Origin of the sequence: Sphingomonas sp. (genome assembly GCF_017304615.1) — a bacterium.
GTDB lineage: Bacteria > Pseudomonadota > Alphaproteobacteria > Sphingomonadales > Sphingomonadaceae > Sphingomonas.
Window position 1 is genome coordinate 156,619 of the sequence record NZ_JAFKLZ010000003.1, and the last position, 24,228, is coordinate 180,846.

At 67.0% G+C, this 24,228-nt stretch carries 29 protein-coding genes; 21 read left to right on the forward strand and 8 right to left on the reverse strand.

The features are described from left to right. The first annotated feature begins 19 nt into the window (after positions 1–19). From J0J06_RS13360 to J0J06_RS13455, 20 genes are all read left to right on the forward strand, one after another. Positions 20–1,291, forward strand: a complete 1,272-nt coding sequence (locus J0J06_RS13360) for a sigma 54-interacting transcriptional regulator (RefSeq protein ID WP_294042810.1) — start codon at positions 20–22, stop codon at positions 1,289–1,291. Next, complete coding sequence (gene fliE / locus J0J06_RS13365; RefSeq protein WP_294042812.1) at positions 1,288–1,647, forward strand: flagellar hook-basal body complex protein FliE; 360 nt, start codon at positions 1,288–1,290, stop codon at positions 1,645–1,647. Before J0J06_RS13360 ends, fliE begins: the two co-directional genes overlap by 4 nt. A 6-nt stretch (positions 1,648–1,653) precedes the next feature. Continuing rightward, positions 1,654–3,348 carry a flagellar basal-body MS-ring/collar protein FliF gene (gene fliF / locus J0J06_RS13370; protein ID WP_294042814.1) on the forward strand — a complete coding sequence of 565 codons (1,695 nt, stop codon included), beginning with the start codon at positions 1,654–1,656 and terminating at the stop codon, positions 3,346–3,348. Beyond that, on the forward strand, positions 3,348–4,352 hold the full coding sequence (gene fliG / locus J0J06_RS13375; protein WP_294042817.1) for a flagellar motor switch protein FliG: 1,005 nt from the start codon (positions 3,348–3,350) through the stop codon (positions 4,350–4,352). Before fliF ends, fliG begins: the two co-directional genes overlap by 1 nt. After that, positions 4,345–5,064: a flagellar biosynthesis protein FliH gene (locus J0J06_RS13380; RefSeq protein ID WP_294042819.1), complete on the forward strand. Its 720-nt coding sequence runs from the start codon at positions 4,345–4,347 to the stop codon at positions 5,062–5,064. Before fliG ends, J0J06_RS13380 begins: the two co-directional genes overlap by 8 nt. Further along, a complete protein-coding gene (locus tag J0J06_RS13385) occupies positions 5,064–6,401 on the forward strand; it encodes a FliI/YscN family ATPase (RefSeq protein WP_294043368.1) in 1,338 nt (445 codons plus the stop codon). The genes J0J06_RS13380 and J0J06_RS13385 overlap by 1 nt, the downstream gene beginning before the upstream one ends. Continuing rightward, the gene (locus tag J0J06_RS13390; RefSeq protein ID WP_294042821.1) at positions 6,391–6,810 is read left to right on the forward strand and encodes a hypothetical protein; all 420 of its coding nucleotides are present in this window, start codon (positions 6,391–6,393) and stop codon (positions 6,808–6,810) included. Before J0J06_RS13385 ends, J0J06_RS13390 begins: the two co-directional genes overlap by 11 nt. Before the next feature lie 42 nt (positions 6,811–6,852). Further along, positions 6,853–7,971 carry a flagellar hook-length control protein FliK gene (locus J0J06_RS13395; RefSeq protein WP_294042822.1) on the forward strand — a complete coding sequence of 373 codons (1,119 nt, stop codon included), beginning with the start codon at positions 6,853–6,855 and terminating at the stop codon, positions 7,969–7,971. Between the two features lie 14 nt (positions 7,972–7,985). Further along, positions 7,986–8,594 (forward strand): flagellar basal body-associated FliL family protein, encoded by a 609-nt coding sequence (locus tag J0J06_RS13400; RefSeq protein WP_294042824.1) that lies wholly within the window; start codon positions 7,986–7,988, stop codon positions 8,592–8,594. 24 nt (positions 8,595–8,618) lie between these two features. Then, positions 8,619–9,551, forward strand: a complete 933-nt coding sequence (locus J0J06_RS13405) for a flagellar motor switch protein FliM (protein ID WP_294042826.1) — start codon at positions 8,619–8,621, stop codon at positions 9,549–9,551. Further along, positions 9,548–9,838: a flagellar motor switch protein FliN gene (fliN, locus tag J0J06_RS13410; RefSeq protein ID WP_146573251.1), complete on the forward strand. Its 291-nt coding sequence runs from the start codon at positions 9,548–9,550 to the stop codon at positions 9,836–9,838. The genes J0J06_RS13405 and fliN overlap by 4 nt, the downstream gene beginning before the upstream one ends. Further along, complete coding sequence (locus tag J0J06_RS13415; protein WP_294042828.1) at positions 9,838–10,095, forward strand: flagellar biosynthetic protein FliO; 258 nt, start codon at positions 9,838–9,840, stop codon at positions 10,093–10,095. Before fliN ends, J0J06_RS13415 begins: the two co-directional genes overlap by 1 nt. A gap of 140 nt (positions 10,096–10,235) precedes the next feature. Next, on the forward strand, positions 10,236–11,060 hold the full coding sequence (gene fliP, locus J0J06_RS13420; protein WP_294042830.1) for a flagellar type III secretion system pore protein FliP: 825 nt from the start codon (positions 10,236–10,238) through the stop codon (positions 11,058–11,060). Continuing rightward, positions 11,057–11,185: a hypothetical protein gene (locus tag J0J06_RS13425; RefSeq protein ID WP_294042832.1), complete on the forward strand. Its 129-nt coding sequence runs from the start codon at positions 11,057–11,059 to the stop codon at positions 11,183–11,185. The genes fliP and J0J06_RS13425 overlap by 4 nt, the downstream gene beginning before the upstream one ends. Before the next feature lie 4 nt (positions 11,186–11,189). Further along, positions 11,190–11,459 (forward strand): flagellar biosynthesis protein FliQ, encoded by a 270-nt coding sequence (gene fliQ / locus J0J06_RS13430; RefSeq protein ID WP_294042834.1) that lies wholly within the window; start codon positions 11,190–11,192, stop codon positions 11,457–11,459. A gap of 1 nt (position 11,460) precedes the next feature. Beyond that, the gene (gene fliR / locus J0J06_RS13435; RefSeq protein WP_294042836.1) at positions 11,461–12,234 is read left to right on the forward strand and encodes a flagellar biosynthetic protein FliR; all 774 of its coding nucleotides are present in this window, start codon (positions 11,461–11,463) and stop codon (positions 12,232–12,234) included. Then, positions 12,234–13,361 carry a flagellar biosynthesis protein FlhB gene (locus tag J0J06_RS13440; RefSeq protein ID WP_294042837.1) on the forward strand — a complete coding sequence of 376 codons (1,128 nt, stop codon included), beginning with the start codon at positions 12,234–12,236 and terminating at the stop codon, positions 13,359–13,361. Before fliR ends, J0J06_RS13440 begins: the two co-directional genes overlap by 1 nt. Before the next feature lie 64 nt (positions 13,362–13,425). Further along, the gene (gene fliD, locus J0J06_RS13445) at positions 13,426–14,910 is read left to right on the forward strand and encodes a flagellar filament capping protein FliD (protein WP_294042840.1); all 1,485 of its coding nucleotides are present in this window, start codon (positions 13,426–13,428) and stop codon (positions 14,908–14,910) included. Further along, positions 14,910–15,314: a flagellar export chaperone FliS gene (gene fliS, locus J0J06_RS13450; protein WP_294042842.1), complete on the forward strand. Its 405-nt coding sequence runs from the start codon at positions 14,910–14,912 to the stop codon at positions 15,312–15,314. Before fliD ends, fliS begins: the two co-directional genes overlap by 1 nt. Beyond that, positions 15,314–15,862 (forward strand): response regulator, encoded by a 549-nt coding sequence (locus J0J06_RS13455; protein WP_294042844.1) that lies wholly within the window; start codon positions 15,314–15,316, stop codon positions 15,860–15,862. The genes fliS and J0J06_RS13455 overlap by 1 nt, the downstream gene beginning before the upstream one ends. Here J0J06_RS13455 and J0J06_RS13460 read toward each other — a convergent pair. Genes J0J06_RS13460 through argH form a run of 5 tightly spaced genes read right to left on the reverse strand, consistent with a single transcriptional unit; the run spans position 15,859 to position 20,384 of the window. Then, positions 15,859–16,815 carry a zinc transporter ZntB gene (locus J0J06_RS13460; protein WP_294042845.1) on the reverse strand — a complete coding sequence of 319 codons (957 nt, stop codon included), beginning with the start codon at positions 16,813–16,815 and terminating at the stop codon, positions 15,859–15,861. The two genes, J0J06_RS13455 and J0J06_RS13460, sit on opposite strands and share 4 nt — an antisense overlap. Then, positions 16,812–17,522, reverse strand: a complete 711-nt coding sequence (locus J0J06_RS13465) for a siroheme synthase (RefSeq protein ID WP_294042847.1) — start codon at positions 17,520–17,522, stop codon at positions 16,812–16,814. Before J0J06_RS13465 ends, J0J06_RS13460 begins: the two co-directional genes overlap by 4 nt. Then, the gene (gene lysA, locus J0J06_RS13470; protein WP_294042850.1) at positions 17,513–18,769 is read right to left on the reverse strand and encodes a diaminopimelate decarboxylase; all 1,257 of its coding nucleotides are present in this window, start codon (positions 18,767–18,769) and stop codon (positions 17,513–17,515) included. Before lysA ends, J0J06_RS13465 begins: the two co-directional genes overlap by 10 nt. Continuing rightward, a complete protein-coding gene (locus J0J06_RS13475) occupies positions 18,769–19,008 on the reverse strand; it encodes a hypothetical protein (RefSeq protein WP_294042852.1) in 240 nt (79 codons plus the stop codon). Before J0J06_RS13475 ends, lysA begins: the two co-directional genes overlap by 1 nt. Next, a complete protein-coding gene (argH, locus tag J0J06_RS13480) occupies positions 19,005–20,384 on the reverse strand; it encodes an argininosuccinate lyase (protein ID WP_294043370.1) in 1,380 nt (459 codons plus the stop codon). The genes J0J06_RS13475 and argH overlap by 4 nt, the downstream gene beginning before the upstream one ends. A gap of 148 nt (positions 20,385–20,532) precedes the next feature. Between argH and J0J06_RS13485 the strand changes: the two genes are divergently transcribed. Beyond that, positions 20,533–21,009, forward strand: coding sequence for a TlpA disulfide reductase family protein (locus J0J06_RS13485; protein WP_366931225.1), 477 nt, complete (start codon positions 20,533–20,535; stop codon positions 21,007–21,009). On the opposite strand, the gene J0J06_RS13490 is transcribed toward J0J06_RS13485, so the two are convergent. The 3 genes from J0J06_RS13490 to J0J06_RS13500 are packed head-to-tail and all read right to left on the reverse strand — an operon-like array spanning position 21,006 to position 24,218. Next, positions 21,006–21,893, reverse strand: a complete 888-nt coding sequence (locus J0J06_RS13490; RefSeq protein WP_294042856.1) for an RDD family protein — start codon at positions 21,891–21,893, stop codon at positions 21,006–21,008. The genes J0J06_RS13485 and J0J06_RS13490 overlap by 4 nt on opposite strands. Continuing rightward, positions 21,877–22,875 (reverse strand): stage II sporulation protein M, encoded by a 999-nt coding sequence (locus J0J06_RS13495; protein WP_294043372.1) that lies wholly within the window; start codon positions 22,873–22,875, stop codon positions 21,877–21,879. The genes J0J06_RS13490 and J0J06_RS13495 overlap by 17 nt, the downstream gene beginning before the upstream one ends. Positions 22,876–22,901: 26 nt before the next feature. After that, complete coding sequence (locus J0J06_RS13500; RefSeq protein WP_294042858.1) at positions 22,902–24,218, reverse strand: DUF58 domain-containing protein; 1,317 nt, start codon at positions 24,216–24,218, stop codon at positions 22,902–22,904. Positions 24,219–24,228 lie beyond the last annotated feature (10 nt).

A 24,228-nucleotide genomic window follows, 5' to 3' on the forward strand; every position in this document is an offset into this window, starting at 1 on the left:
TCTCTCGAAGGGGGAATACATGCGTTCGATCCATCCGTCCGCCGCGCTCGTCAGGCAGAAATATGCGCTCGTCTCATCGCTCAAGGCCCAGGGGCTGAGCGTCGCTGCGGACGGCGCTCGCCCGGTCGCGACCGACAGCTTCCTCGTGATGGACGGCGAGACCGCACCGATCGCCACGCGCACGCTGGTGATCGCCGATCAGGGACGCGGCTTCACGCGGGGCGGTGACGGGCAGCCGGCGCGGATCGCTTTCGGCGCTCAGGACGCCGCGATCGGCAACGCCTTCGTCCACGCGCATGTCGCCGGACCCGAAGCCCCGACCGCCGCCGACCCTGAAAGCCTTGCCCTGTTCACGCTGGCGGAACGCGTCGCCGGCGCCGACATCACCGTCCTCATCAACGGCCCGACCGGCACCGGCAAGGAAGTGCTTGCCCGCACGATCCACCGCGCCAGCCCGCGCGCCGACCAGCCCTTCGTCGCGATCAACTGCGCCGCCTTGCCCGAAACCATGCTCGAAGCGATGCTGTTCGGCCACCAGAAGGGGTCTTTCACCGGCGCAAGCGGCAGCGGCGACGGCTTCTTCCGTGCGGCCGATGGCGGCACGCTGCTGCTCGATGAAATCGCCGAGATGCCGCTGGGCCTCCAGGCCAAATTGCTCCGCGTGCTCCAGGAGCGCGAGGTCATTCCGATCGGCGCGACCCAGGCAATCCCGGTCGACGTCCGCATTATCGCCTGCGCCAATCGCGATCTGGCGGAGGAAGTCGCCGCCGGCCGTTTCCGCGCAGACCTCTACTACCGCCTGTCGGTCTTCCCGCTGACCACGCGCCCGCTCGCCGAACGGCCGCAGGATATTCCGGCGCTGACCGCCGCGATGATCCTGCGCCATGCCGGCACGCGCTCGGTCGTGCCGTGGCCCGACGCGAGCGCGGTCGAGGCGCTGATGGCGCACGACTGGCCCGGCAACGTCCGCGAACTCGAAAACGTCGTTCAGCGCGCGATGCTGTTCGCCGCCGGCGATACTATCTCGGCCAGCCACATCATCTTCGATCGCCGTCCGACGCCGCAGGCCGACGCCGTCCCGGCGCGCGCGGCCGCAACCGGCGAGACACTGGCGAACGTCGTCCAGTTCAGCGAATTCCACGCGATCCGCGAAACGCTCGCCGCGTGCGGCGGCAGCCGGATCGAAACCGCACGGCGGCTCGGCATTTCGGAGCGCACGCTCCGTTATCGCCTCGCCAAGGCGCGCGAACAGGGTGAGGACTTCGCCCGCAGCACGAGGATGTCGGCATGAGCGGCATTGGGGGGATCGACGGCGCGATGAGCGTCGACCGGGTGATGGCGCTGCGCGCGCAGATCCTGGAACGCAACCAGGCGCTGGCGAAGGTCAACGCTCAGGCCGGGGTCGGCGCGCCCGCATCGACGGGCCCAGCTACATTCGCGGATTCGCTGACGACGGCGCTTCGCAACGTGAACGAAAGCCAGAACCAGGCCGCCGACCTATCCGCGTCCTACGAACGCGGCGAAACGATCGACATCGCCAAGGTGATGCTCGCCCGCCAGCAGGCGTCGGTGAGCTTCGAAGCGACGTTGCAGGTCAGGAACAAACTGTTGTCCGCCTACAAGGACATCATGAGCATGCCGGTGTAATCGATCATGGCCACACAACTCACACCCTTGCCCGATACGGGCATCGAACCCTTCGCCAATCCGGTGAGGCAGCTGAACGGGATGCTGGCGCAGCCGGCGGTCCGCCGCAGCTTGCCGATGATCCTGATGGTCGGGCTGATCGCCTCCGCCGCGCTCGCCTGGTTCATGCTTTCGACGCCGACGCAGAAGACGTTGTTCTCGGGCTTGCCCGACAGCGACAAATCGGCGGTCATCAACGCGCTGAAGGCGGGCGGCATCACCGGGCGGCTCGACGATTCGACCGATTCCGTGACTGTCGCCGAAAGCGATTATTCGAAGGCGCGGCTGCTGCTGGCCGGGCAGGGCCTGCCCAAATCGGCGCCAGCGGGCTATGCGATCCTCGACAATCTGCCGATGGGCACCAGCCGCGCGGTGGAGGGCGAACGCCTGCGCCAGGCGCGCGAGACCGAACTCGCCCGCTCGATCGAGGACATCGATGCGGTCGCCGAAGCGCGCGTCCACCTCGCGGTACCCGAAAACACGGTGTTCGTCCGCGACAATGCGTCGCCGACCGCCAGCGTCGTGCTGAAGCTGGTCGGCGGCCGCTCGCTGTCCGACGCGCAGGTTTCCTCGATCGTCAACCTCGTCGCCTCGTCAGTGCCGGGAATGAAGCCCGAAGGCGTGACGATCGTCGACCAGATGGGCGCGCTGCTGTCGAAGCCCGACGGCGCGGGCAGCGCCAACGACGCGCGCATCCGCTTCCAGAACCAGGTCGAGCAGAAATATCGCGACCAGCTCACCACGCTGCTGACGCCGCTGGTTGGCGCGGGCAACTTCACCGCAGAGGTGTCGGCGGACGTCAATCTCGACGACACCAGCTCGACGCGTGAAAGCTATGACAAGGCCGGTAGCTTGCGCGCCGAACAGGGCAATTGGACCAGCAAGGACGGCGCATCGACCTCGCCGCCGCCGCGGGGCATCCCCGGCGCGCTGTCGAACACGCCGCCCGCGCCGACTACGGTGACGACGCCACAAGCGCAGCCCGCTGCTGCTGCCCCTGCGCCGGGCGCTACCCCGACCCCGGGTGCGACGCCCCCGGCGACCGGCGGTGGCTTGCCCGAGACCTCCAAGGCGTCCGACGAATATGCTCGCGCCTATGACCTGGGCAAGGAAGTCTCGGTCACCCGCAATGCTCCCGGCGGCCTCAAGCGCCTGTCGGTGGCGGTGGTCCTGCGCGACGTCGAAGGATCGAAGCCGCGCTCGCCGGTCGAGTTGCAGCAGATCACCGACCTCGTCCGGTCGGCGGTCGGCGCCGACGCTGCCCGCAACGACCAGGTGACGGTCATCAGCCGCAAGTTCGCGCCAAGCACGGCGACGGCGAGCGGCCCGGCCTTCTACGAAAGCAGCTGGTTCGCGACGGTTGTCCGCAACGTCACCGCGATTGTCATCGCCTTGCTGGTGCTGATCCTCGGGGTTCGTCCGCTGGCCAAGGCGCTGCTCAAGAAACGCGACGAGGCGAGCCGTGGCAATCGCGACCTCGCCGCGCTCGGCATCGGCGCGCCTGCCCTGGGCGGCGGCGTGGCCGGCCCGGTCGGCCTCGACCAGCTCGAAGGCGGACAGAATTTCGACCAGCGGCTCGGCAACGTCCGCGGCTTCACTCGCGACAACCCGACGCGCGCCGCGCTTGCGGTCCGCGACATGATCAAGGCGGACGCACGCTGATGAACGCGCCCTTTCGCTCCTATACCGGCGTCGAACGCGCCGCTGTGCTGATGATGCTGGTCGGCGAGGAGGAGGCTGCGGCCATCCTCCAGAAGCTCGATCCGGAGGAAGTGCGTCAGCTTGGCAAGGCGATGTTCGCCGTCGCCGATGTCGGCGAGGAACAGGTCGGCGACGTGCTCGACGATTTCGTCGATCGCGCGCGGGAGCGCACCGCGATCGGCTTCGACCCGAAACCGATCATCGAGAATGTGATGACCAAGGCGCTTGGCCAGGAAAAGGCCGACAGCGTGCTCGCGCGCATCACTCCGCCGGAGGCTGCGTGCCAGATCGACCTGCTCGACTGGATGGAGGCGGGCGAGATCGCGGCGATGATCGAAAAGGAACATCCGCAGATCGCCGCCGTGGTCATTGCCAATCTCGACCCGGCGGTCGCGGGCCAGGTGCTCGAACTGCTGCCCGATGCGGCGCAGCCCGACATCCTGCATCGCGTCGCGCGGCTGGGCCCGATCACGCCCGAAGCGGTGGAGACGCTGCGCACGATGCTCGCCGGCCGCAGCGGCGGCGGGACACAATCGGCGGGTGTCACGCTGGGCGGTACGCGCGAAGCGGCGAAGATCCTGTCGGGCGCGCGCAAGGCCACCGAGCAGCGCGTCATGCCGAAGCTGTTCAAGATCGACCGCGACGTCGCCAAGGCGATCGAGGAGGCCCTGTTTGTGTTCGAGAACCTGCTCGACATGGACGACAAGAACCTCGGCACGCTGATCCGCAATATCGACAGTGACGTGCTGACTCGCGCGCTGAAGGGTGTCGATGAGGACATCCGCAACCGGTTCCTCGGCTGCATGTCGGCGCGCGCCGCCGACGGTATCCGCGACGAGATGGAAGCGCGCGGACCGATGAAGCTGTCCGAAGTGCTCGATGCGCAGAAGATCATCATCCAGCAGGCGCGCGCGCTTGCGAAGGACGGCACGATCATGATGGGTGGCGACGACGATTATGTCTGACGCAGTTGCCTCGGGATTCGTCGCGGGCTTTGCCGGTCGCCGCGACGCCGCCGGCGCTGCGCTGCGCCAGGCTTATGCGTCGAAGGGCGTGGCGTTCGCCCCGCGCGACATCACCCCGACGCCGCCGGGCGACCCCGCGCAGCCGCGCCATTTTTCGCCCGCCGATACCGATGCGAACCCGACCGAGGGGTGGGATCCGTTCGACGCCGGGCAGCAACCGACCGGGTTCGTCGATCCGGTCGAAGCGGCGCGGACTCAGGGTTATGAGGAGGGACTCGCCGCCGCGCTCGCCAATGGCGGACGTCTGGGCGAGCGTGACCAGAATTTGTTGGACGGATTGGTCAGGGCGATCGCCGACGATCGCCGGATCGACCGTGAGCGGCTCGCCGCGCACCTGCGGTCGACGGTGATGCTTCTGGTGACCAAGATGATCGGCGAAGCGGGGGTCGAAGGTGACCTGCTGACCCGCCGCGTCGTAAGCGCTGCCGGGATGATCGGTGACGACGCCGAATCGGCTTTGCTCCGGATGAACCCGGACGACATGCCGCTGGTAGAGGGAAAATTGCCCGACCACGTCTTCGCGGTTGCCGATCCGCATGTCGCACGCGGGCATTTCGTGCTCGAATCGTCATCGACCATCGTTGAGGACGGTCCCGATCAATGGCTCGAACAGCTCGCGCAGGAGATCGATCGCGTGGGCTTGCCCGGCTGATGCTCAACCGCTTCACCGCCGATTATCTCGAAAATCTCGGCCTCCCCGATCTCGCGCCCGCGCCCAGGATTTCGGGGCGACTGGCGTCGTTCGACGGGTTGCTGATGGAGGCGGTAGGACTCAATCTTCCGGTCGGCACGGTGTGCCAGGTCGGCGCGGCGAACGGCGCCAAGGTCGAGGCCGAGGTGATCGGTTTTCGTAACGGCCGAACGCTGCTGATGAATCTGGGCGGCCCGGCCGCACTGCTTCCGCATTCATCGGTCCGCCCGATCGGTGCGCCGGGTGCTGCCGAAGTGGGTTCGGCGCTGCTTGGGCGCGTGGTCGATGGGGCTGGCAAGCCGATCGATGGGCTCGGTCCGATCCGCGGCGCGAAGCACTGGCCGCTCGCCGGCAAGCTGCAGGGACCGCTCGACCGTGGGCGTGTGCTTCAGCCTATGGATGTCGGGGTACGCGCCATCAACGGGCTGCTCACGATCGGCCAGGGCCAGCGGGTCGGCATCATGGCCGGATCGGGCGTCGGCAAGTCCGTGCTTCTCGGCATGATCGTGCGCGCGGCGCAAGCCGACGTGGTCGTGATCGGCCTGATCGGCGAACGCAGCCGAGAAGTCGCCGACTTCCTCGAGACCAAGGTCGCCGGGGAAGCCCGGACACGGTCGGTCGTGGTCGCCGTTCCGGCCAACCATTCGCCCGTCCTGCGTATCCGCGGCGCTCTTCGCGCCACGGCCATCGCCGAGGGCTTCCGCGCCGAGGGCAAGAAGGTCCTGCTCATCATGGATTCGCTGACTCGCGTCGCGCATGCGGGGCGTGAGATCGGGCTGGCGCTCGGCGAACCGGCGTCCGCGCGCGGCTATCCGCCCAGCGCGATCGCGATGCTGCCCAACCTCATCGAACGCGCGGGCGTCGACGTGAAGTCCGGCGGATCGATCACCGCCATCTATACCGTGCTTGCCGATGGCGACGACGGCAACGACCCCGTCGTCGACAGCGCGCGGTCGATCCTCGACGGGCATATCGTCCTGTCGCGCCAGCTTGCGGAACGCGGCGTCTATCCCGCGATCGATCTCGGCCCCTCGGTCAGCCGGGTGATGACCGACATCGTCGGGGCGGAACACGTCGCCGCGGCGCGCGTGCTGCGTCGCCATCTCGCGACCTATGAGGAAAATCGCGATCTCGTCCTGATGGGCGCGTATCGTGGCGGGGCCGACCCGGAAATCGACGCGGCGATCGCGTGCCATCCGGCGGTGATGGAATATATCCGCCAGGACGCCGACAGCGTGGTGTCGATGGACGACGCCGTCGCCGAACTGATCGGCGTGTTCGGCGATCATGGCCAGTAAGAAGCAACTCGAACGCCTGCTGCGCGTCCGCACGCTCCAGCTCAACATGACTCGCGTTGCGGAGGCGGCTGCGCAGGACAAGCGCGCGAGCGAAGCCGACCTCGCGGACCGCATCGCGCGGCTGGCCGAAAACGTTGCCCCCGCGCCGACCGAAGGCAACGGCTTCTCCCTGGTCGCCGCCGCGCATTTCCGCTCGCGGTTGCACGCCTCGGCGGAGATGGCCCAGGCGCGGTTGATCGACGCCGAACGCGCCGCCGAACGCGCCGCCGACGCCACGCGTGAAGCGCGCCGCGACCAGAGCGCGATCGAGAAACTGATGGTCCGCGCCGACGCCGAAGCGGCGCTCAAGGCGATCCGCGCGCTCGAAGCCGCGCCGCCCGTTCGGAAAATTCGGCACGATCCTTGCTGATCACCTCGTGCGGGGCAGTGCAGGTCCCGCCGAAGGGGTACCATGACCGATCTGACCATGTCTGCCGCCAGCTCCGTCGCGCTGCCTACCAAGGCTGCGCCGCCCTCGGTTAACGCGCCCGGTTCGTCGAACCAGGGTGGGTTCTGCCAAGTGATGAACGACAAGCAGTTCAAGCCCAAGATCAAGGCGCCCGCCGACGAGGAAAAGTGGCAAGACGATGCCGCGACCGGCAAGGAATTGCCGGATAAGGACAAAAGCACAGACCCTGCGCTCGCCTGGCTGTTGGGCGGGCCGGCGATCGTGTTGCCTGCGCCGACACCTGTGCCAACGCCGCTGGTCACCGCGATCGCCTCGCCGCCGGTGACACCCGAAGCGGTTCCGGACGGTGCGCCGGCGGTGCTGACCGCAACTGTTGCGCCCGAAGTGAAGCCGCTACCGGTCGAACCGCAGGGCATTTGCGACGTCGATGTCGTGAAGCCCAAGATGCTGACGCAGCCTGAGGTTGCGCCGGCCGCTCCGCCCGACGCGTCGCCCCAGCCGATCAAGCTGCCGCCGCTTCAGCTGCGAATCCCCGAGATAGCCACCAGCGCGGCGCCCGCGACGTCCGCCGCCGTGCTGCCCGCGCTGTTCGCGCTGTCGATGACGGCGGATCGCAGCGATCGCGACGACAATAAGATTTCAACGCTGGCGTCCGTCGCCACGCCATTGTCGCAGCCGACTACTGCGCTCTCGGTCGCGCCGATGGCCGATACGCAGCGCCAGATGCTCGACATGGGGCGTCAGGACTGGCCGCAGAAGATGATCGATCACATCGAGGCGCTGCGGGACAACGCCAACGCCAACGACGCGTCGATCCGCTTGAAGCCCGAAGCGTTGGGCCGCGTGGACATTGCGCTGCGCACCCACACCGACGGCGCGATCAGCGTGCGGTTCACCGCCGAGCAGCCGAGCACGCGGACGATGCTGGTGGATGCGACGCCACAGCTTTCCGCCGCCGCCGAAGCGCGCGGCATCCGCCTGTCGGGCACCAGCGTCGATCTGAGCGGGCAGGGCGATCAGCGCTCGCAGTCGCAGACCGACCGTGCCCGACCGACCACCAATCGCCTCGCCGACGTGCGGGCCGACGACAAGCAGGCCGCCGATGACGGCCGCATCGCTTAACCGGGGGATCAGTAATGAGTGACGAGACCGAAGCCGCAACCGACGCCGCGCCCAAAAAGAAAAAGGGCAAAGGCAAGCTGATCATGACACTTGGCGCGGTGACCGTGCTGGGCGGCGGCGCGGGCGGCGCCTACGCGCTCGGCTATCTTGGCGGCGGCAGCCACGCCAAGACCCCGGCCGAGGAAGCCGGCTACAAGCTGGTGCCCAAGTCCGAGCAGAAGCGCGGCGGTGGCGGCGAGGGCGGCAAGGAAGGCGAAGGCGGCGGTGCCGGCAAGGCGCCCCCTCCCGGCGTCGGCGGCGACAAATATGCGTCGAACTATTACGCGATGGACAAGGAGTTCACCTCCAACCTCCAGGACAGCGTCCATTACGTCCAGGTAGGCATCGCACTATCGACGCCGTACGAAGAGACGGTCATCGAGAATGTGAAGACCAACGAGATCGCGGTGCGCTCCGCGATCCTGATGGCGCTCGGCGACGCGACCGAGGACGAGGTCTTCACCAGCCAGGGCAAGGACAAACTCGCCAAGCGGCTGACCGCCGCGATCAACGCGACGCTGAAGCAGAAGGAAGGTTTTGGCGGGATTAGTAACGTTTACTTTACCAGTTTCGTTGTTCAGTGAGACATGGTTAACGAGACGCCAACCATGTCCGTCGACGAAGCGGGCACCGACCGCCGCGAGCGGCCGCGCGAAGGCGCGACGCACGCCGCGGCATTGGGTGGCGCGAATCTCAACCCGTTCGGCGATCTCCACACGCTGCAGCATCTGTCCGCGCGGCTCGCGCGCAGCTTGCGCGGCGTGTTCGAGCCGCTGCTGCGGCACGAACTGCGTATCTGGGCCGAACCTTTATTGGTTCAGCGTTTCGCGGATTACCGCGTGGAGCGGCCAGAGGTCCTGACCGGCTGGATGCCGATGGCGATGAGCCCGGGGACGGGCCAGACCTTGCTGATCATCGACGGCAAGTTCGCGCTCGAACTACTTGACCTTTTCTTCGGCGGTACCGGCGCCGCGCCGCACGACATGCCGGCCGAATTCTCGCCGGCGGCGGAAGCGATGTATCAGCGGATCGGCCGCATGATCGCCGAACCGATGGCCTCTGCCTGGGAGCCGCTGGCCAAGATCGGTTTTGCGCCCGGCCGGGTCGTCGCCGATGCCGCGATGGTATCCGGGATCGACGGCGACGATCCGGTGGTGCTGACTCGCTTCGGCATCGCCAAGGGCACGCACAAGCCCGTATTTGTCGACATCGTCTATCCGGTCCAGGCGCTGAAGCCCTATGCGCCGTCGCTAACCGGCAAGGTGCTGGGCGCGGCGCCCGATCCGGCGTGGCAGAACGGCCTGGCCCGCGCGATGATGACCGTGACCTTTCCGGTCCGCTCGGTCCTCGCCGAGCCCGTCATCAGCCTCGCGAAACTCATGGAGCTCAAGGAAGGCGACGTGATCCCGATCACCGTCGCCGCCGACGTGCCCGTGATGGTCGCCCGCGGACGGCTCGGCACCGGCACGGTCGGCACCTCGAACGGCCGCGCCGCGATCCGGCTCAATCATCTTTCTCTCAACCCTGAGGAACTCGCATGACCGACATGTCCGGTACTTTTCCGGTCGACGCCAACATGGCGGCCAATTTCCGGCTGCTGCAGGACGTCGACGTCAAGCTGACGGTGGAGATCGGCCAGACGCGGCTGACGCTGCGCGAATTGCTCGCGCTCGGCGAAAGCTCGGTCATCGAACTCGATCGCGCGGCCAACGAATTGCTCGACGTGTTCGTCAACGGCACGCTGATCGGCCGCGGCGAAGTCGTCACGGTGGGCGAACGCTTCGGCGTGCGCCTGACCGAACTGGTCTCGCCCGAAAAGCGCGGCTGATGCTCTGGAGCTACATCCTCAAGCTGGTCGTGCTGCTGCCGCTCGTCTGCGGCCTCATGATCGGTTGCCTGTACGCGTGGCGAAAGCTCGAGGGGCGGCTGAACAAGCAGCAGGCCTCGCGCCTGATCAACGTCCAGGAAACGATGGTGCTGTCGCCGGGGCTTCGCCTCGCGGTGATCGAGTTCGAGGGCAAGAAACTACTCGTCTCGGTCGCGCGCGGCGGGGTCACGTTGATCGACAAGGGCGGTAGCCTGTGACCCAGGTTCGCCGCCTGAACGTGGAAGGGCCTTCGCTCTTCAAAAATACCCAGTGCTCCCGCGCAGGCGGGAGCCCAGGAGCCTCGGGCAATGTCGCTCGTGGCGCTGGATCCCCGCTTTCGCTGGGATACGGGAAATGGGTGCTGATTGCGCTCGCCGTAATCGCGCTGTTCGTCGTCGCCGCGCCTGCCTTCGCGCAGTCTGCCCCGGCGCAGCCGACCGTTGCCGCTCCCGCCCCGATCGCCACACCCGGCGTCGGCGACGCGGTCGATCGCGCGCTCGGCCAGTTGAGCGGCCCCGGCGCCGCCGCCGCGACCAACAAAGCGGGCAACGCGCCGCTGTCGCTGAGCCTCCAAGTCCTCATCATCATGGGGCTGCTGACGATCCTGCCGGGTCTGCTGCTGATGATGACCAGCTTCACGCGGATCATCATCGTGCTGTCGCTGCTTCGCCAGGCGCTCGGCCTGCAACAGACGCCGCCGAACCAGGTGCTGATCGGGCTGTCGCTGATGCTCAGCTTCTTCGTGATGGCGCCGACGATCAACCAGATCAACACACAGGCGATCCAGCCCTATGCCGCCGGCCAGATCCAGGGCACCGAACTGATCAGCCGCGCCGGCGCGCCGCTGCATGCGTTCATGATCAAGCAGACGCGGGTCAAGGACCTGACGATGTTCGCGCAGATGGCGAAGTCGGGGCCGTACAAGAATTCGGTCGACGTGCCCTATTCGGTGTTGCTGCCCGCCTTCATCACCAGCGAGCTGAAGACCGCGTTCCAGATCGGCTTCCTGATCTTCCTGCCTTTCATCGTCATCGACCTGGTGGTCGCGACGGTCCTCATGTCGCTCGGCATGATGATGATGTCGCCGACGATCATTTCGATGCCGTTCAAGCTGCTCCTGTTCGTGCTGGTCGATGGCTGGGCGATGATGATGGGCAGCCTGGCCGGGAGTTTCGCGACATGACGCCCGCCTCACCGCCTTTGATGCCGGAACCGTTCCGCATCCCGCCACGCCCGATGAAGCGTCCAGCGACCACATGGTGGCTCGACGTGCCGCCCGGCGCCAATCCCAAATACCGGATCAACTGACGCGATGGACGCCGATTATTTCCTGGGGGTCGCCAACCAGACGATGTGGGTGCTCGCGCTCGCCGCAGCGCCCGTGCTGATCCCCGCGCTTCTCGCCGGACTGATCCTGGGCATGGTGCAGGCCGCGACGTCGATCAACGAACAGACGCTGACCTTCGTGCCCAAACTGGTCGTGGTCGGGATCGCGCTCGTGATCTTCGGCGGCATGATGATGGGGCTGTTGAGCGACTTCACGATCGATATTTTCGGGCGCATCCCCGATCTGGTGAAATAGCATGTTGGGCTTCGGCCTGGCGATAGAGCCGCAGCTCTGGGCGCTCGTCTTCGTGATGGTGCGGATCGGGGCGGCGTTCATCGCGGCGCCGATCTTCGGTGCGGTGTCGGTGCCGCTGCCCGTGCGGATCTCGTTGTCGGGCGCGATCGGCGTGCTGGTGCTCGCGGTCCATCCGGTGACGCCGCCCGCCGAGATATTCGGCCTCGCCACCTTCATGAGCGTCGCCGCCGAAGCGCTGATCGGCCTCGCCATGGGCTTCATCCTCCAGATCGCCTTCGCCGCGCCGATGATCGCGAGCGAAGTGATCGGCACTTCGATGGGAATCGGATTCGCCAGCGCGATCGACCCGCAGAACGGCCGCTCGACGCCTGCGCTGGGCCAGTTCCTGTCGGTGCTGATGACGCTCCTGTTCCTGTCGGTGAACGGTCACCTCGTCCTCGTCGACATGCTGGTGCGCAGCTATGCTGTGCTGCCGCCGGGGGGCGCCTGGCTCGCCGCGGATCGCCTCAAGGACATCGCGTTCTTCGGCGGCTACACCTTCGCGGCGGGATTGTTGCTCGCGCTGCCGGTCGGGTTCCTGCTGCTCTGCCTCAACCTGATCGTCGGGATGATCAGCCGTTCCGCGCCCAGCCTCAATCTGTTTGCGGTCGGCCTGCCCGCTAGCCTCGCGGTCGGGGTCGTCGCGCTCGCGCTCGCGATGCCCGCTATGGGTGATTACATGCTCGTCATCATCCAGGAAGGCCTGGATGCGGCGCAACGCCTGGTGTTCGGCTGATGGCTGAGTACGAAGGCGACAAGACAGAAAGCCCAACAGCCAAGCGTCGTAAGGACGCGATCGAGCAGGGCGATGTCCTCAAATCGCGCGAATTCGCAACCGCGCTGATCGTGCTGGCAGGGTGCGGCTGGCTGGCGCTGTTCGGCCAGTCGCTGGTCGGGGCGTGCGAAGGCATCATGACCGCGAGCTTCCGCTTCGGGCGCGGCGACATAGAGGATTGGTCGCCGATGAAACCGCTGGTGCAGGCGGGGTGGGGCTTGTTGCCAGCGATCGGCAGCCTGTTGCTGATCGCGATTGCGGCGGCGGTGTTCAGCCAGGCGGGCCTCGGCTCGTTCAATTTCAACGGCAAGCTGATCCAGCCCAAATTCTCCCGCATCAACCCCGCCTCGGGGATGAAGCGCATCTTCGGTCCGACCGGCTGGATCGAGCTCGGCAAGTCGCTGCTCAAGGTCATCCTGCTCGGTGGGATCGGCGCGTGGCTGCTGTGGCGGACGGCGCGGCCGACGATGGGGCTGTCGTCGTCGGCCGACGTCGCGGGGGCGGTCGGTCAGTTATCGGGCACGTTCGTTACGATCCTGTTCGTGATGGCGGGTGGGCTGGTGGTGATCGCGGGGATCGACTTGCCGATCCAGATCATCCGGCTGCTCCGCAAGCTGCGCATGACCAAGCAGGAAGTGCGCGACGAGCACAAGGAAACCGAAGGCTCGCCCGAAGCGAAACAGCATTTGCGCCAGCGTCAGCGCGAGATGAGCCGGCGTTCGGTCCGCAAGGCCGTCGCCTCCGCGCATGTCGTGCTGACCAACCCGACCCACTTCTCGGTCGCGCTGCGCTACGATCGCGACAGCGATGCCGCGCCGGTGGTCGTCGCCAAGGGCCGCGGCGTCACCGCGCTCGCGATCCGCGACGTGGCGGGCGACGAGCAAGTGCCGATCCTCGAATATCCGGCGCTGGCCCGCGCGGTCTATTACACCAGCCGCGAAGGGCAGGAGGTCCGCGACGATCTCTACGCCGCGATCGCGACCGTGCTGGCGTTCGTCTTCAACCTCGACAAGCGCGCGGCGGCGGCGCAGCCGACGGTCGACGTCCCGGCCACCGCGCGCTTCGACGAAAACGGCGTCCGGCAGTGACGAATCCGCTAAAATCTGAGGGTTTCCGGCCGTTCCATAGGGTAACGCGCGCGGAGATTTCGAAGTGACCACGACCACCACGACCACCACGACCACCAGCAGTGCGACGGCCTCCGCCGCGCAGGCTCTGTTCACTTCGCTGTCGACCGGATCGGGGGTCGATACCGCGTCGCTCGTGACCTCGCTGGTCCAGGCGCAGTTCGCCGCCAAGACCGACGCGCTGACCAAGAAATCCGATGCCATCACCGCGCAGATTTCGGGCGCGTCGACGCTGATGAGCAACGTCAGCCAGTTCGCCGCGGCGCTGAAGTCGCTGGCGACCGGCGGCACGCTCCAGACTCAACCGGTTTCGTCCAACGCCGCCGTCGTCACCGCGACCGCACTGCCGGGCGCCAAATTGTCCACTCTGTCGTCGTCGATCAGCGTCGCGCAACTCGCGAGCGGCCAGGTCGCCCGCACCACCACGCCAGTCGCCACGCGTACCACCGCGCTCGGCACCGGCCAGCTGACGCTGACGCTCGGCACCGCGACCTACGACAGCGGCGACGGCGCAATGACCGGCTTCACCGCCGGCGCCGGCACGCCGGTGACGATCGACATCGTGGCGGGGTCGGAAAACCTTGATGGTATCGCGGCGGCGATCAACGCGGCGGGCGCGGGCGTCACCGCATCGGTCGTGACCGACGCCGACGGCACCGCCTATCTGTCGATGAAGGGAGCGAGCGGTGCAGCGCAGGCGTTCACGCTGACCGCGACCGACGATCCGTCGGGCAACCTTTCGCAGCTTAACGTCGGGGTCGGCGCGACCGGCACGGCGCTGACCTCCGGCGCGCAGAATGCGCGGCTGACCGTCGACGGCGTTACCGTCGAACGCGCTTCGAACACGATCGACGACCTTGTCACCGGCGTGAAGCTGCAACTCACCGGCACGAGTGCCAGCCCGGTCTCGCTTACGGCCACGACGCCGACTGATGCGCTCAAGAATGCGGTAGGCGATTTCGTCGATACCTATAACGAGATGCTCAAGACGCTGACTGCTCAGCTCGATCCGCAGACGGGTCCGCTGCGCGGTGACGCCGCGGCGCAGACATTGTTGCGGTCGCTACGCGCTCTCACCACGACGCCAATCCTGACCGGGTTCGCCACGGGGACGCCGACGACGTTGGGCGAGGTCGGGGTCAAGACCAACCGCGACGGCACGCTGTCGGTCGATACCAATGCGCTGACCCACGCTTTGTCCACCGCGCCCGATGCGGTCGAAGCGATGTTCTCCTTCTCGTCAAACAGCACCGACGGGCTGACCGCGGCGCTCAACTCGATCTCGCTCAACACCAGCAGCACGCTGTTCGGGCTGGGTGCATCGACCGCGCGCTACAATGCGCTGGCGGCGAGCGTGGCGAAGGATCAGGACACGCTGTCCACGCAATCTGACGCGATGACCACGCGGCTGACGCAGCAATTCGCGAGCATGAACGCCAAGGTCGCTGCATACAAATCGACTCAGGCGTTCCTCCAGAACCAGATCGCCGCCTGGAACAAGAACGGCTGATGGCGACGTACGCGACGGCATTGGGGGCCGACCCCTACACGACCTATCGCCAGATCGATCTGGTGGGGCGCACGGCGGCGGCCGATGGCGCCGCGCTGGTGCAGCTTCTCTACGAGGAACTGATCGGCGCGTTGCGCGTCGCGGCCTGGGCCACCGAAAAACGCGACTTCGGCCGCAAGAGCGAAAAGGTGACGCGTGCGACCGCGATCCTGTTCGCGCTCGAATCCGGGCTCGATTTCGACACCGGCGGAGAAGTGTCGCACACATTGTCGCGGCTCTACGGCGGCGCTCGCGCGACGATCGTCAACGCCAGCATCGGTGACGACCCGCGCCCGTTCCGCGAGGTTGCCGACAATCTGGAAGAGATCGCGGCCGCCTGGGCGCAGATACGGGCGGCGGCGTGATGGCGATGGGCGACCCGAACCAGCCGATGCGCACGATCCTGGTGGTCGATGACAGCCGCACCACGCTGAATACGATTGGTGAGCGGTTGACCGCGCTGGGGTATCTCACGGCGCTCGCCGATAATGGTCCCGAAGCGCTCGACCTGATCACCGCGCGCGGATTCGATCTGGTGCTGCTCGACTTGATGATGCCCGTAATGAAAGGCATCCAGGTGCTCGCCGAATTGCGGTCGCGGACCGAGACCAGCGATCTGCCGGTCATCGTGGTGACCGCACGCGACGACGCGGGGACGGCGATAGAGGCGCTTGCGGCGGGGGCCGACGATCATCTCGCCAAGCCGGTCGATTTCGACGTGCTGGTCGCTCGGATCGAGCGCACGCTGGCGCGCGGGCGGCGGATCGCCGACCTTAAGCGGTCCAACGCCTCGCTCGACGCAAGGATCGCCGCGCGGGCGATGGAATTGGGGGAAGCGCGCGCCGAACTCGCCGACGTCCGCGCCGACCGCCAGCGGCTTGCCGCCGAAATGGCCCGATTGCGCGCCGCCTAGCCTCTCAGCCAGTGCCGGCGGACGAAGTAGGTGGTGACGCCGACGGCGGTCAGCACGCAAATTCCGACGATCGCATCGAACGCCCAGGGCTGGTCCGCCAGCCACAGTCCACGCACGTTCATGCCGTAGAGACCGGTCAGGAACGTGAGTGGCAGGAAGATCATGGCGACGATCGAAATGATCAGCGCGCGCTGGTCGATCTGTTCGGCGCGCAGGTCGGTCAGGGCTTCGTGCATCAGCGCCGATCGCTCGCGGATGCTTTCCAGTTCCTCGGCCATGCGGGCCGCGCGGTCGGCGGCGGCTGACAGGTGCGTGCGGTCGTCGTCGCCCAGCCACGCGACCGGTAGCGTCGCCAGCTTTTCGAGCGCGGTTCGCTGGGGCGCCAGGAAACGGCGGTAGCCGATCGATTGCGCGCGCACGCGAGTGACGGTGTGGCGAAGCTCGAAAATCCGGTCCTGATCGAGCTGAGTCTCGCATTCGTCGAGGTCGTCGCCCAGATCGGCGACATCGGGATCGAGATCGGCGGTGATCGCGGTGGCGAATTCGGTGATCAGGTCGCCGGGATCCCGCACCCGGCCTTCCTTCAGGCACTTTTCGACATGATCGATCGCGGTCAGCTTCTTGCGCGTGATCGAGATGACGCGGCCGCCCATCGCCCAGATACGGACCGACGCCAGCGGGTCGGAGGAAGCGAGCTGATCCTCGGAGCGGCCACGCAGATTGAGGAGGGCGCCCTCGCCGAACTGCTCGCAGCGCGGCCGTGTTTCGGTCGCGGTCAACGCCTCGACCAGGTAGTCGTCGAGCTTGGCGGCGTTGGTCAGCCAGTCCTGCGCATGGTCGTTGTTGGTGCTGAGGTGCACCCAAACGAAACCGCTGCGCGGCTTGAGCGCGTCCTTGATGTCGTATTTGGTCGGCTTGCCGTCGCGGCTGACATGAAACGCAAAGCCGCTCATCGCGCCATCTCCAGATACACGGTCAGCCCCTCGGACGCATTAACCGGTGGGGCAGCCGAAACGATCCGCGGCGCATCGGCGCGCGCGCGGTCGAGGATGGCGGTCGGCACATCGGGCGCGTGGAACACTCGGTCGGCCTGGGCGAGTAAGCGGGCCTGGCGGAGGGTGAGGTCGTCTGGGTCTGGGGAGGCGAGGGCGATCGTCTCCAAAGTGCGCCCGTGATCGCTGGAAAACGATCCGAATTCGGCATCCAGCGCCCGGCCGATGGCGCGACGCCTTTCGCGGTTATCGGGAATTTTTTCCCGTAAGCCGCGTAGAGTTTCCGCAAATCTGCCCAAACCAGCGGGTAATATCGCTTCAAGCCGCTGCCGGAGCGCTGCGGCCAGTCCCGCCGACACGCCGCCAGTCCCCACCGCCACGATCACCGGCGAGCGATCGACGATCGCCGGCAGGGTGAAATCGCACAAATCGGCTCGGTCCACCGTATTGACCAGCACGCCGCGTGCCTTGAGCCGCGCGACCGTCGCGTCGGGTTCATCCATCGCCACGATCGCCAGCGCTGCTTCGGCGTCCTCGCTAACAATCATTGCCCCCGCGCGCTCTAGCAACCGCCGCTTCGCGTCCGCCGCCTCGCCCTCGCCGATCAGCATCACCGGCCGCCCCTCCAGCCGGATGAAGACCGGTAGGCTGTGCAGCGCTACAGCCATTCGGGAACGCGTTCCTCATCCATGATCGTCTTGGGCGAAATGCGTTCGGCGACGACGGCGTAACGGTCGCCGTCGACCATCACCTCGGGCACCAGCGCGCGGCTGTTATAGGTCGAGGCCATGGTAGCGCCATACGCACCGGCGGTGCGGAAGATCGCGAGGTCGCCTTCCTTGACCAGATCGATGTCGCGCGCCTTGGCGAAGGTGTCGCCGCTTTCGCAGACCGGCCCGGCGATATTCGCGACGAAGCGCTCGCCGGTTGGCCGGACCGCGACGAAATCGTGCCACGCGTCGTAGAGCGCGGGCCGCGCGAGGTCGTTCATCGCGGCATCGACGATCACCCAGGGATTGGCCGGCGACGGCTTCACCCAGATCACCTTGGTCAGCAGCACGCCGGCATTGCCCGCGATCACGCGGCCGGGCTCGAACATCAGTTCGACATCCCAGTCACGCGTCACGCGCGCGACCATCGCGCCATATTCGTCGGGCCAGACCGGCTGGTCCTCGGCCTTATAGGCGACGCCCAGCCCGCCACCGAGATCAACGTGCGTGACTCTGTGTCCGGCGGCGCGAAGATCGGTGACGAGCCGGCCGATGCGATTATAGGTCGCTTCCATCGGCGCGGTGCTGAGCAACTGGCTGCCGATGTGCGATGCGACGCCGCGCAGGTCGAGGCCGGGCAGTGCTGCGAGGCGCGCGTATATGGCCGGTGCGTCGGCGATCGCGACGCCGAACTTGTTCTCCGCCTTGCCAGTCGAGATCTTGGCGTGCGTGCCGGCATCGACATCGGGATTGACGCGCAAAACGCACGGCGCGCGCTGGCCCCGCGCAGCGGCGATTTCCGACAGGGCCACGCCCTCTGCCTCGAGCTCCAGGTTGAACTGGCCGATCCCGCGATCAAGTCCCTGGGCCAGTTCGGCACGCGTCTTCCCGACGCCGGAAAAGACGATGTCCTTTGGCGCCATCCCGCCCGCCAGCGCGCGCTCCAGCTCGCCGCCCGACACGACGTCCGCGCCGTAACCGGCATTGGCCATCAGTCGCAGCACCGCGAGGTTCGGGTTGGCCTTGATCGCATAGGCCAGATGCTTGCGCGGCACATCCTTCAACCCGTCGCGAAACGCCGCCGCATGGCGATCGAACGTCGCGCGCGAATATATGTAGACCGGCGTCCCCACCTCGGCGGCGATGCGCGCCATGGGGACATCCTCGGCGAAGAGTTCGCCGTTCCTGAGCTGAAAATGATCCATCAGTTCGCGGGCGGCAGATCGAATTCGTTACCCTGGCGCTCCTGAGAGCTGGTGAGCAACTCGTCGGATCGCGAGGGACGGGCTTGGCTGGACGCGGTGAGCAACTGGTTCGGCGACGGCGTCGCGGCGGCGCCATAAGGGGCGACCGGCAAGGCCTCGCCAGTACCGGGCTTGAGGTCGCGCGCGGCCCCGCACGCGGCAAGCGCTAAAACCAGACCGATGACGACCAGACGCTTCACTTCGTTTCTCCCGCGCGCGCCGCCTTGGCGGCGGCGATCGCCTCACGCACCCGGACCGGCGACGTGCCGCCGAAACTGGTGCGGCTCGCGACCGACGCATCGACGCTCAACACGTCATAGACGCGTTCATCGATCCGGTCATCGATTGCTTTCAGGGTGTCGATCGGCAACGCGTCGAGGCCGACCCCGGCTTCCTCCGCCGCCTTAACCGCGCGCCCGGTGATGTGGTGCGCCTCACGGAAGGGCACCGCAGCTTCGCGCACCAGCCAGTCGGCCAGGTCGGTGGCGGTCGCAAAGCCGCTCTCCGCCAGCGCGCGCATCCGGTCGGTGCGGAACGTCGCGGTCTCGATCATGCCCGTCATCGCCGCGATCGAAATGCCGAGCAGATCGTGCGCTTCGAACACCGGCGGTTTGTCGTCTTGCATATCCTTCGAATAAGCGAGCGGCAGGCCCTTCATCGTCACCGACAGCGCGGTCATGCACCCCATGATGCGTCCGGCATGACCCCGCACCAGTTCGGCGGCGTCGGGGTTGCGCTTCTGCGGCATGATCGAGCTGCCGGTCGACCATTGGTCCGACATCGCGACGAACCCGAACGGCTGCGACGCCCAGATCACGAACTCCTCGGCCAGGCGCGACAGGTGCAGCGCGCATTGCGTCGTCGCCATCAGGTAATCGAGCGCAAAGTCGCGGTCGCTGACCGAATCGAGGCTGTTGGTGGTCGGGCCGTCGAAACCCAGCGCCTTCGCCGTCGCGTCGCGATCGAGCGGGAAGCTGGTACCGGCCAGCGCGGCGGCACCCAGCGGACAACGGTTCATCCGCGCGCGATTGTCGGCAAAGCGGCTGCGGTCGCGCGCGAACATCTCGTGATACGCCATCAGGTGATGGCCGAGGGTCACCGGCTGCGCGGATTGCAGGTGGGTGAAGCCCGGCATCACCGCATCGACATGCTCGTCGGCGCGCACGATCAGCGCATCCTGCAGCGCGCCCAGCGCCGCGTCGACCTGATCGATCGCGTCGCGCACCCAGAGCCGGAAATCGGTCGCGACCTGGTCGTTGCGCGACCGTGCGGTGTGGAGCCGCCCCGCGACCGCACCGATCTTCTCGGCCAGCCGCGCCTCGGTCAGCATGTGGATGTCTTCGAGCGCCAGGTCCTCCGGCACGCCGTCGCGGTCGTAATCCGCGGCGACCGCGTCGAGACCGTCGGCGATCGTCTGCGCGTCCGCCGCGCTCAATATGCCGCGCGCCGCCAGCATCGCGGCGTGCGCTTGCGACCCGGCAATGTCCTGCCGCCACATGCGCTTGTCGAATGGGATCGACGCATTTATCTCGCGCATTACCGCGGCCGGTCCGTCGGCGAACCGGCCCCCCCACATGGAGTTCGTGGTCTTGCGCTCGCTCACTTTGCTCTTGCCCGTCCTTCTAATCGCGGGCTGCGATAGGCAATCCCCCGCGAACGAGCAAGCGAGCGCCGTCGCGGCCAATGCGACGGATGCTAGCGCTCCGACGCCCGACGAAGCGACGGTGCCCGCCGACAACGCCAGTGACGGGGGCGTCGATGTGATCGGCAAGCTGGACCGTACCCACAAGGGGGAGGCTGCGCCCACCGCCATGTTCGACGATCCGAACGGCGTGAAGACCACGCTCGCCAGCTTCTCCGGCAAGCCGTTCGTGCTCAACCTGTGGGCGACCTGGTGCGCGCCGTGCAAGGTCGAGATGCCCGCGCTCGACAAGATCGCCGCCGAGGGGAAGCTACGCGTAGTGACGGTCAGCCAGGATTTAGACGGCGCGGCGGCGGCAGCCCCCTATTTCGCGGCGGCGAAGTTCAAGGCGTTGAAGGCCTATACCGACAAGGCGCTCGGCCTGTCCGCCGCATTCGGCAATCCGAGCTTGCCGACGACGATCCTCTACGACGCGTCGGGCAAGGAGGTGTGGCGGATGACCGGCGGGATGGACTGGACCAGCCCGACCGCGCGCGAATTGCTAGCGGAAGCGAATTAGGCCGCGCGGTCGCGCGTCGCCTCGGCGAATTTGTCGGCGCGACGGACGCCCACCATCATCTGCCGCTCCAGCCGCGCGCACAACGCCGCGTAATAGTCGGACAGGAACCCGTAATCGTCGTGATCGTCGGGCAGCCCGGCCTTGCGCCGGATCGCCGCCGCGACGGTGACGATCGCGTCGCTGTCGCCCTGGCGCAGCACTTCCTCCAGCGTCTGCAGCTCGTATTCGCCGTAAAGGCTCAGCGCATGGTCGCTGAACGTGCGGCGAGCGCGGTCGCTCTGCGCCAATGAGGCGACGATGTCCTGGCCCAGTCGTGCCTTGGCGCGCTGCACCACCCAGGTGCCGGCGAGCAGATCGCCCACGCGCAGCCGGTCGCGGTTGAACAGGGGAAAGAACAGGAACACCGCGCTCCAGATCAGCGCGATGAACGAAATCATCTTGTCGGTTCCGCTCTGAAAGATCGTCGCGAAGAAGAACGAAATCGGCATGAAGAATTCGATCTCGCGCATCGCGTTGCGCGCGATCACGGCGCCGCCGGTCAGCCGCGATCCGTCGCGCGCGACGACGCGCAGGCCTACGATGCGCTTGCCCGGCGTCGCGCCGCGCCCGCCCATCTCGAACAACGTGAACCAGCCGTTGCGCAGGAAGAAGAACCCGATCAGCCAAAGCCCGCTCAGCAGCACCGATTCGTTGGCGACCGCCGCCATGCCGATCGTGATCGTGCCGACGATCAGCACCGCCAGCATAATCAGCAGGTCGAGCACGAACGCCCCCGCTCGCGCGCCGGCGGAGCCGAGTTCGATCCTGAGATCGACGCCTTCGGGCGTGACGAAGCTGCGCCGCAACGTCGCATTGGCGAGAAGAGGCTTAGACGACCGCGCCATGGTCCCTCCGCGGCCAGTAGAAATAGAGCAGCCAGCCGAGCAGCATCGCGGTGCCGATCGCGTAACGCGGCGCATCGGACGTGATCGTCTGTCGCCCGATTCCTTCGAGCAGCCCCGCGACCGCCAGCATCACCACCGTCCCGCCCATCGCGGTCGCCGCCGATCGTCCCGCCGCGACCGCTGCGTCGGCCCGCGATTGCCGCCCCGGAAAGGCGAGCGCCAGCCCGATGCGGAACCCCGCCGCGCCTGAGATCATGATCGCGAACAATTCGGTCGTGCCGTGGATCATCAGCCAGCCGATGAACCCGAAGCCGAGTCCCTTCGCGGCGAACACCTCGACCATCGCGCCGAGCATCAACCCGTTATAGACGATCAGCCCGATCGTCGGCAGGCAGAAGGCGAAGCCCAAAGCGAACGAGAAGATCGCGATCTGCGCGTTGTGCGTGAACAGGAAGGTCGCGAAGAACGCCAGCGTGCCCTGGTCCTTGTCGGCACCGCCGCCATAGATCGTGCTCTTGAGGAACTGGACGCTCGCGGTCGGATCGCGGCCCTGCGCCGATCCCTCGGGCAGCAGGATATAATACCAGCTCGGATTGTTCTTCACCAACAGATAGGCGACGATCGCACCTGCCGCAGTCAGCAGGAACGCGACCAAAGTCTCCTTCCACAGCGCTTGCACCGCTCTCGGCCAGCTTCGCGCGAAGAAATGGCCGAGCTGGCGCATCGGTGAGGTCGGCACGCCGTAGATCTGGAAATAAGCGCGGGTGCAGAGCTGTTCGAGATACGCGACCAGGCTCTTGTCGAGCGACGTCTCGCGCGCGACCGACAGCGACGACAGCGCTGACCGATAGAGTACCGGCAGCACCAATAGCGCCTGTTCCGACACGCCGCGCACCCCGCGCTTCTCGATCGCGGTCACGATCCGGTCGAGTTCCTCCCAATCGGCCTCGTGCGCCGCGCGGAAGCGAGTCGCGTTGACCATCGGCACCTGGGCCTGGACGAAAGCGGTCACAGCAGGTTCCTCCGCTTCAGGTCGATATAGCCCTGGACCAGCCGGTCGCTGACCTTGTCATATTCGCTTTCGATGACGTGCGCGCCCAAATGCCGCAGCCGGGTCAGCGCGAGCAGCCGGTCCTTGAGCAACGCTGCCGCGGTCACGGCGCGGGTGATGTCATCGGGGGTTTGGGGCGCCTTGTCGATGATCGCCTCGAGCTCCTCGTCACGCAGCACCACGATCATCAGCAAGTGCTTTTCGGCCAGCTTCGCGGCAGCGCGGATCATGAAGTCGGCGCTGGTCAGGTCGGTGAATTCGGTGAACAGCACGATCATCGACCGCCGCGTCAGCCGCGCCGCCAGCGTCGTCAGCGCATAGGTGTAGTTGGTCTCGTCGCCCGAATAGTCGATCTTCGCCGCCAGTCGCTGCAGCTCGGAAAACGCGCCGACCCCGGAAATCAGCCCGCTGGCGATGCGCGGTCGCGAATCGAACGAATGGAGCGCGACGCGATCGCCGAGCTTGAGCGCGACCCAGCCGGTCAGCAGCATTGCGCCCACCGCGCGGTCGATCCGCGGCATGCCCGCGACCGGTTCCGACATCTGCCGCCCCGAATCGACCGCGAAGACGATCTGGTTGTTGCGTTCGGTGCGATATTCCTTGGCGTGGAGCTTGAGGTGGCGCGCCGACTGCTTCCAGTCGATCGCACGGCGGTCCATGCCGCTGCGATATTCGATCAAAGCGTCGAAATCGGTCCCGTCGCCGCGGTCGAGCTGGACCATCAGCCCCTGCAGCGCGTGGCGCTGGAAGATCCGTGCACCCTTTTCGTGGACCGGGCGAATGTCGGGGAGGATGGCGAGGCTGGCGTCGCTATCGATGCGCTTGCCCTTCCAGATCAGACCGAGCGGCCCGCGCCAGCGCACCCACACATGTGCGAACCGCGCGGTGCCACGGCGCACCGTGTCGACCGGCAGCGCGACCGCGCCGCGCCCGCCGCTCAGTTCGACCGTGGCGCGGCCGTCGTCGAGGATCGACACCAAAGCGTCGCTCGCGATCGCCACCTCGGCGCGGCGCGGCGCTCCGCGAGCGGTCGCGGTGACGCTGACCAAAGCCTCAACTTCCGCGCCGATGCTTGCCGCCCTGGGCAATGTCAGCAACGCGTCGAGATCCCGCGTGCTGATCGCGAGCACGGCGTCGATCAACGTCCCGACCAACACCAAAACCGGCCAGCCCAGCGCCACATACCACCGGTCCGCCATCTGCAACGCGACCAGCATCGCCACCGGCGCTCCGGCGGCGGCCGCCAGCACGGCAAGGCGCGTAGGGTAGATCAAGGCCGCGTCC

Excerpts from the sequence above, each read along its gene's own strand:
- J0J06_RS13360 (WP_294042810.1), top strand. The coding sequence starts at position 20 with ATGCGTTCGATCCATCCGTCCGCCGCGCTCGTCAGGCAGAAATATGCG.
- fliE (WP_294042812.1), top strand. The coding sequence starts at position 1,288 with ATGAGCGGCATTGGGGGGATCGACGGCGCGATGAGCGTCGACCGGGTG.
- fliF (WP_294042814.1), top strand. The coding sequence starts at position 1,654 with ATGGCCACACAACTCACACCCTTGCCCGATACGGGCATCGAACCCTTC.
- fliG (WP_294042817.1), top strand. The coding sequence starts at position 3,348 with ATGAACGCGCCCTTTCGCTCCTATACCGGCGTCGAACGCGCCGCTGTG.
- J0J06_RS13380 (WP_294042819.1), top strand. The coding sequence starts at position 4,345 with ATGTCTGACGCAGTTGCCTCGGGATTCGTCGCGGGCTTTGCCGGTCGC.
- J0J06_RS13385 (WP_294043368.1), top strand. The coding sequence starts at position 5,064 with ATGCTCAACCGCTTCACCGCCGATTATCTCGAAAATCTCGGCCTCCCC.
- J0J06_RS13390 (WP_294042821.1), top strand. The coding sequence starts at position 6,391 with ATGGCCAGTAAGAAGCAACTCGAACGCCTGCTGCGCGTCCGCACGCTC.
- J0J06_RS13395 (WP_294042822.1), top strand. The coding sequence starts at position 6,853 with ATGACCGATCTGACCATGTCTGCCGCCAGCTCCGTCGCGCTGCCTACC.
- J0J06_RS13400 (WP_294042824.1), top strand. The coding sequence starts at position 7,986 with ATGAGTGACGAGACCGAAGCCGCAACCGACGCCGCGCCCAAAAAGAAA.
- J0J06_RS13405 (WP_294042826.1), top strand. The coding sequence starts at position 8,619 with ATGTCCGTCGACGAAGCGGGCACCGACCGCCGCGAGCGGCCGCGCGAA.
- fliN (WP_146573251.1), top strand. The coding sequence starts at position 9,548 with ATGACCGACATGTCCGGTACTTTTCCGGTCGACGCCAACATGGCGGCC.
- J0J06_RS13415 (WP_294042828.1), top strand. The coding sequence starts at position 9,838 with ATGCTCTGGAGCTACATCCTCAAGCTGGTCGTGCTGCTGCCGCTCGTC.
- J0J06_RS13425 (WP_294042832.1), top strand. The coding sequence starts at position 11,057 with ATGACGCCCGCCTCACCGCCTTTGATGCCGGAACCGTTCCGCATCCCG.
- fliQ (WP_294042834.1), top strand. The coding sequence starts at position 11,190 with ATGGACGCCGATTATTTCCTGGGGGTCGCCAACCAGACGATGTGGGTG.
- fliR (WP_294042836.1), top strand. The coding sequence starts at position 11,461 with ATGTTGGGCTTCGGCCTGGCGATAGAGCCGCAGCTCTGGGCGCTCGTC.
- J0J06_RS13440 (WP_294042837.1), top strand. The coding sequence starts at position 12,234 with ATGGCTGAGTACGAAGGCGACAAGACAGAAAGCCCAACAGCCAAGCGT.
- fliS (WP_294042842.1), top strand. The coding sequence starts at position 14,910 with ATGGCGACGTACGCGACGGCATTGGGGGCCGACCCCTACACGACCTAT.
- J0J06_RS13455 (WP_294042844.1), top strand. The coding sequence starts at position 15,314 with ATGGCGATGGGCGACCCGAACCAGCCGATGCGCACGATCCTGGTGGTC.
- J0J06_RS13460 (WP_294042845.1), bottom strand. The coding sequence starts at position 16,815 with ATGAGCGGCTTTGCGTTTCATGTCAGCCGCGACGGCAAGCCGACCAAA.
- J0J06_RS13465 (WP_294042847.1), bottom strand. The coding sequence starts at position 17,522 with ATGGCTGTAGCGCTGCACAGCCTACCGGTCTTCATCCGGCTGGAGGGG.
- lysA (WP_294042850.1), bottom strand. The coding sequence starts at position 18,769 with ATGGATCATTTTCAGCTCAGGAACGGCGAACTCTTCGCCGAGGATGTC.
- argH (WP_294043370.1), bottom strand. The coding sequence starts at position 20,384 with ATGTGGGGGGGCCGGTTCGCCGACGGACCGGCCGCGGTAATGCGCGAG.
- J0J06_RS13490 (WP_294042856.1), bottom strand. The coding sequence starts at position 21,893 with ATGGCGCGGTCGTCTAAGCCTCTTCTCGCCAATGCGACGTTGCGGCGC.
- J0J06_RS13495 (WP_294043372.1), bottom strand. The coding sequence starts at position 22,875 with ATGGTCAACGCGACTCGCTTCCGCGCGGCGCACGAGGCCGATTGGGAG.